This is a genomic window from Caulobacter sp. P1_B12_2 (genome assembly GCF_056406675.1).
On record NZ_JBFTZS010000399.1, the window covers coordinates 1 to 5,276 of the forward strand.

Genomic DNA, 5,276 nt, shown 5'->3' on the forward strand with positions numbered 1-5,276 from the left:
ATCGAGGCCGGATCGAGGCCGGCCGCCTGGGCAAGGACCTGGAGCCCTACCGCCCGTTCTGGATGGAAGACGCCGTCCCCGCCGAGAACCAGGCCAGCTTCCGCATCATCCGCCAGCACACCACCACCCCCCTGGCCGTGGGCGAGATCTTCAACTCGATCTGGGACTGCAAGCAGCTGATCGAGGAACAGCTGATCGACTATATCCGCGCCACGGTGGTCCATGCCGGCGGGATCACCCACCTGCGCAAGATCGCCAGCTTCGCCGACCTGCACCACGTGCGCACCGGCTGCCACGGCGCCACCGACCTGTCGCCGATCTGCATGGCCGCGGCCCTGCACTTCGACCTGTCGATCCCCAATTTCGGCATCCAGGAATACATGCGCCACACCGAGGCGACCGACGCGGTGTTCCCGCACGCCTACACGTTCCATGACGGCATGCTGCACCCGGGCGACACGGTCGGCCTGGGCGTCGACATCGACGAGGTCGAGGCTGCCAAGCACCCCTATAAGCGCGCCTACCTGCCGATCGCCCGCCGAGAGGACGGCTCCATGCACGATTGGTGAGGCCGTTTCGACGGCGGCTCCCGACACGCTTTTGGACCACAGCCAAGCTTTCGGTGACCGGTGTCAAAAATAGCCCGCGCGGCGCAGGTCGGCTATGCTATCGCGAGTCCTGAGGGTCCCACGGCCCGCCGCCGAGAAACTGACGAAAGCACATGGCCGAGAACGTCAAGCTTTACCGCCGCATTGCCGACTCGATCGCCGACGCCATCGAGAGCGGCCAGTACAAGCTTGGCGACCGTCTCCCCACGGAACGCGAGCTGGCGGAACAGTTCGGCGTCAGCCGCCCCACCCTGCGCGAGGCGATGATCGCCCTTGAAATGCTGGGCATGATCGAGGCCCGCCACGGCTTGGGCATCTATGTCACGGGCGATGTCCGACCCGTCACCCCGGCCAGCGCCGAGCCCGCCTTCGAGATCGGGGCGTTCGAATTGATCGAGGCCCGCCGCCTGTTCGAGGGCGAAGCCGCCGCCCTGGCCGCCACCGCCATCACCGACGATCAGATCCTGGAGCTTGAGGCGCTGATGGGCCGCATGGCCCGCGAGGAGGAGATCCAGGGCGAGGACGCCGACCGCGAGTTCCACATGGTCATCGCCCGTGCCTCCGGGAACGGCGCGATTATCGCCACGATCGAGAACCTGTGGGAGTGGCGCAACCGCTCGCCCCTGGCCCGCAACATCCTGACCCGCGCCCGCGGCATGGGGCTGGAGCCCCGCATCGTCGAGCACCGTCGGGTGTTCGAAGCTCTGAAGGCCCGCGACCCCGCCGCCGCGCGTCAAGCGATGCGCGACCATCTGGAACGCGTCATCGAGCACCTGCTGCACGCCACCGAGACCGAGGCCGTCGAGCGGGCCAAGCAGGAAACCGGCGCCCGGCGCAGCGCCATCGCCAAGCGCGTGGCCATCTGACCGACAGCGCCATCGAGCCCATCTGGAGGCGGTCATGCTCGGTTTGATCCTGATGCTGCAGACGGCCCCGATCCCGGACGCGCCCTCGAGCGTGGACGCCGTGACGGTCTCTCCCGACAAGCCGGCGACCCAGCGGATCCCGCTGTGGGCCGAAAGGGTCCAGCCGCGCGACTGGCCGTTCATCGGCGGCGTCCAGGATCGCTCGATCCTGGTGTTCGCCAAGACCGCCGCCGCCCTGCCCGGATCGCCCTATCAACAGGTCTGGATCCGTCACGAATACCAGGCCCAGCAGACCGACGCCGCCGACGGGATCGCCCTGGCGCCGTACCGCTCGGAAAAGCTTGTCGAGGAAGTGGACTGCGCCAGGCAGCTGTTCCGCAGGCTCAAGGCCTACCGCCACAGCGACAACAATCTGGAAGGCTCGGCCCAGGCTCTGGGCTTCACCGAGGCGGCGTGGACCGCGCCCGAACCCGACACCTTCGACGCCACGATCGTGCGAGACGCCTGCCTTTGAAGCCTACAGCCCCTGCCCCCTCAACACCTCGGGATCGATCGCCAGGCCGTACAGATAACGATGGCGCGAAGCCGAGCCGCGCTTCAGCGCCTTCAGCTGGACGTTCTGCTCGACAGTCAGCTTGAACGGCCGGTAGCCGCGCGATCGAAGGCAAGTCTCCAGCGCCGGCTCCAGCTGGTCGGCGACGTTGTTCCATATCCGGTACTGGTTGCGCTTGGAGCTCTCCATGACCTCGAAGACGTCCCCGCCGTCAAAGGCGAAGACCTGATCAACCAGGGGCACGGAAACCGGCGCGTTGCTGCCGGCCAGCCACGCGCATTCTACCGCGTCGGTGCGGTATTGCAGGAACGAGATCCCGGTCTTGCCCCAGCTCTGGCGATCAGGCGCGGGCTGGGCCCGGGCGGCCCCGGCTAGCGACACGATCAGGCCTGCGGCGACCGCGAACCATCGGATGGAAGGACGCATCTCCAACCTCCTCGTCTGGCCGAGATTATCGCCGTAAGGGACCGAAACATAGGCCCCTGCCCCCGGTCGCTCGGCGACCGGGGGAGGTTTGGATCAGCCCGTGACCGTCAGCGTCGCCGGCTTCAGCTGGGCCGAGTTCGGGCCCGACAGCAGGGTGAATTTGCCCGGCTCGACCACGCGCTTCATCTCCAGGTTCCACAGCGACAGGTCCAGCGGCGACACCTCGAAGGTCACCGTCTGCTTGGCGCCGGGGGCCAGGGTCACGCGCTTGAAGTGCTTCAACTCCAGCAGCGGACGGGTCACCGAGGCGGCCTCGTCGTGGATGTAGAGCTGCACCACCTCGTCGCCGGCGACCTTGCCGGTATTGGTCACATCGACCTCGACCTTGACGCTCTCGCTGGTCCCGATGCTGGCCTTGGCCAGACGCGGCGCCGAGATGTCGAAGGTGGTGTACGACAGGCCGAAACCGAACGGATAGAGCGGGGTCGTCTCGTCGAACAGATAGCCCCGGCGCGAGGTGGGCTTGCGGTTGTAGTAGATCGGCAGCTGGCCCACGTCGCGGGCGATGCTGACCGGCAGCTTGCCGCCCGGATTGGCGCGGCCGAACAGGATGTCAGCGGCGGCGTTGCCGGTTTCCTGGCCCAGGTACCAGCCCTCGACGATGGCGTCGGCGCGTTCGGCCAGCAGGTTGATCGACAGCGGGCGGCCGTTCAGCAGGAACACGATCGTGGGCTTGCCCAGGTCGAAGATCGCCTTCGCCAGGTCGTTCTGCTGGCCGACCAGGTCCAGGCTGTCGCGGTCACCCAGGTGATTGTCGCCCCAGCCCTCGCGGCTGGTCTGCTCGTTGTCGCCCAGCACCATGACGATCACATCGGCCTTCTTGGCCACTTCGACGGCCTCGGCGATCAGCTTGGCGTTGACGGCCGGATCGACCAGCTTGACCTCGTCGGCGGCCCACACGCGGCTTTCGGTGATCCGCACGGCCTCGGCGTAGTCCAGCGTGAAGCCGCTCTTCTTGGCCTCGGCCTGCAGGCCGTCATGGATCGACACCACGTGGCGCGGGATGTCGCTGTAGCCGCCGATCGGGGTGTCCTTGGCGTGGGTGCCCAGCAGGGCCAGACGCTTGAACTTGGTCGGGTCGAGCGGCAGCACGCCCTTGTCGTTCTTCAGCAGCACGACGGCCTTGCGGGCGGCTTCGCGGGCCAGGGCGATCGCGTCGGGCGTGGCGGTCTTGGCGTCGGCCGTCTTCTCGTCGGCATAGGGGTTCTCGAACAGGCCGCCCTGGAACTTCATCTCCAGCACGCGGGAGACGGCGGCGTCGACCTCGAACTGCGGGATGCGCCCCGACTTCACCAGTTGCGGCAGCAGGACGTAGGCCTCGCCGTCGGGCAGCTCGACATCGACGCCTGCGTGCATGGCCATCACCGCCGTGTCGCCCAGGTCGTCGGTCAGCTTGTGGCGGGCGATCAGCTCCTTGATCGCGAAATAGTCGCTCTGCACCGAGCCCTTATAGCCCCACTCCTCGCGCAGGATCTTGGTCAGCAGCCAGCGGTTGGCGTGCGACGGGACGCCGTCGATCTCATTGTACGAGGGCATGACCGCGCGGACCGGCAGCTCCTTCACCGCCCGTTCGAACGGCGGGAAGAAGTTCTCGCGCAGGGTGCGCTCGGCGATCTGGGCGGGGCCGACATTGGTGCCGTTCTCGGGCTGGCCGTGACCGGTCATGTGCTTGAGAGTGACGAACACCTTGTCGGGCGCCAGCGGCAGGGTCTTGCCCTGGAAGCCGCGGATCGCCGCCAGGCCGATCTCGGCGCACAGGTGCGGATCCTCGCCGTAGGTCTCCTCGATGCGGCCCCAGCGCGGGTCGCGCGCCACGTCCACCACCGGCGCCAGGGCCAGGTTGGAGCCGCGCGCGCGCATCTCCCACTTCTGGGCGGCGTTGATGTAGTGGGCGGTTTCCTTGGCGTTGCGGTTGACCGAGCCGTCGTCGGCGCCGGCCGCGGCGTCGACCACCGTGGCGGGCTTCAGGCCCTTGCGGTCGGTCGGGCGCGAGATCTGACCCAGGCCGTTGGGGAAGTTCTTGCTGGCCTCCTCGGGCGAGAAGTCGCCGCCGGGGGTCTGGATCTTGGCCTTGGTCAGCCAGATGCCGATCAACTGGGCGGCCTTCTCCTCCAGCGTCATGCGTCCGAGCAGGTCGCGGACGCGCGCGTCGATCGGCTGGGTCGGATCCTTGTACAGCGGCTTGCCCGAGGTCTGGGCGGCGGGCGCGGCGGCGCGGGCCACGGTCGAGGTCGCGGCGGCCAAGGCGGCCAGGCTGACGCCGAGCGTACGGCGGGTGACGGTCTGGCTCATGATCTCTTTCGTTTCCCCACGGTGGACGAACCGTCGAACGGACGGTGGCGGCGTTGCTCGCCGACATTGGCCGGCAGTATGGAAGGCAAGGTCAGACCACTCAAGTTTTTTATGGTACCGGTCTCATTTCCTCGCCTAGGATCGGGCGAACAGTAAGACCCATCGTCGGACGGGCTGGAGGAAACCTTGGATATCGCAAAACGCGCCCTGGTCGGGCTGGCGATCGCGCTTGCGATCGGCGCCGGCCCAATCTCGGCGGCTCAGGCCGCGCCCGCCAAGGCGGAAAAGACCGAACGCTGGGTGGCCTCGTGGGCCACGTCTCAGATGATTCCGGCGGCCAAGGACGCCCTGCCCGCCGCCGACGTCACCGACGGAACCCTGCGCCAGACGCTGCGGCTCAGCACCGGCGGCGGCAAGATCCGCGTGCGGCCCGACACCGACTATCGCCTGGTCGCCCAGGCGCCCAAGGAC

5 protein-coding genes and 1 pseudogene are annotated in these 5,276 nt (G+C 67.8%); 4 read left to right on the plus strand and 2 right to left on the minus strand.

Annotated features, from left to right (window positions below):
- The 3 genes from AC1DZ6_RS20045 to AC1DZ6_RS20055 form a co-directional block, all read left to right on the plus strand.
- Window positions 1-569: enolase C-terminal domain-like protein (locus AC1DZ6_RS20045; protein ID WP_477098895.1), on the plus strand; the 569-nt coding region annotated here is incomplete at its 5' end.
- Between the two features lie 152 nt (window positions 570-721).
- Entirely contained in the window at window positions 722-1,474 is a 753-nt protein-coding gene (locus AC1DZ6_RS20050; protein ID WP_477098896.1) for a FadR/GntR family transcriptional regulator, read from the plus strand.
- A 34-nt stretch (window positions 1,475-1,508) separates the two neighbouring features.
- Window positions 1,509-1,988 (plus strand): surface-adhesin E family protein, encoded by a 480-nt coding sequence (locus tag AC1DZ6_RS20055; protein ID WP_477098897.1) that lies wholly within the window; start codon window positions 1,509-1,511, stop codon window positions 1,986-1,988.
- A gap of 3 nt (window positions 1,989-1,991) precedes the next feature.
- Here AC1DZ6_RS20055 and AC1DZ6_RS20060 read toward each other — a convergent pair whose 3' ends face one another.
- Together AC1DZ6_RS20060 and AC1DZ6_RS20065 are read right to left on the minus strand one after the other, a co-directional pair.
- Window positions 1,992-2,453, minus strand: coding sequence for a hypothetical protein (locus AC1DZ6_RS20060; protein WP_477098898.1), 462 nt, complete (start codon window positions 2,451-2,453; stop codon window positions 1,992-1,994).
- A gap of 93 nt (window positions 2,454-2,546) precedes the next feature.
- Window positions 2,547-4,805 carry a glycoside hydrolase family 3 C-terminal domain-containing protein gene (locus AC1DZ6_RS20065; protein ID WP_477098899.1) on the minus strand — a complete coding sequence of 753 codons (2,259 nt, stop codon included), beginning with the start codon at window positions 4,803-4,805 and terminating at the stop codon, window positions 2,547-2,549.
- Between the two features lie 186 nt (window positions 4,806-4,991).
- Here AC1DZ6_RS20065 and AC1DZ6_RS20070 point away from each other — a divergent pair.
- A pseudogene (locus AC1DZ6_RS20070) lies at window positions 4,992-5,276 on the plus strand (hypothetical protein); the annotation flags it as partial.

Excerpts from the sequence above, each read along its gene's own strand:
- AC1DZ6_RS20050 (WP_477098896.1), top strand. The coding sequence starts at position 722 with ATGGCCGAGAACGTCAAGCTTTACCGCCGCATTGCCGACTCGATCGCC.
- AC1DZ6_RS20055 (WP_477098897.1), top strand. The coding sequence starts at position 1,509 with ATGCTCGGTTTGATCCTGATGCTGCAGACGGCCCCGATCCCGGACGCG.
- AC1DZ6_RS20060 (WP_477098898.1), bottom strand. The coding sequence starts at position 2,453 with ATGCGTCCTTCCATCCGATGGTTCGCGGTCGCCGCAGGCCTGATCGTG.
- AC1DZ6_RS20065 (WP_477098899.1), bottom strand. The coding sequence starts at position 4,805 with ATGAGCCAGACCGTCACCCGCCGTACGCTCGGCGTCAGCCTGGCCGCC.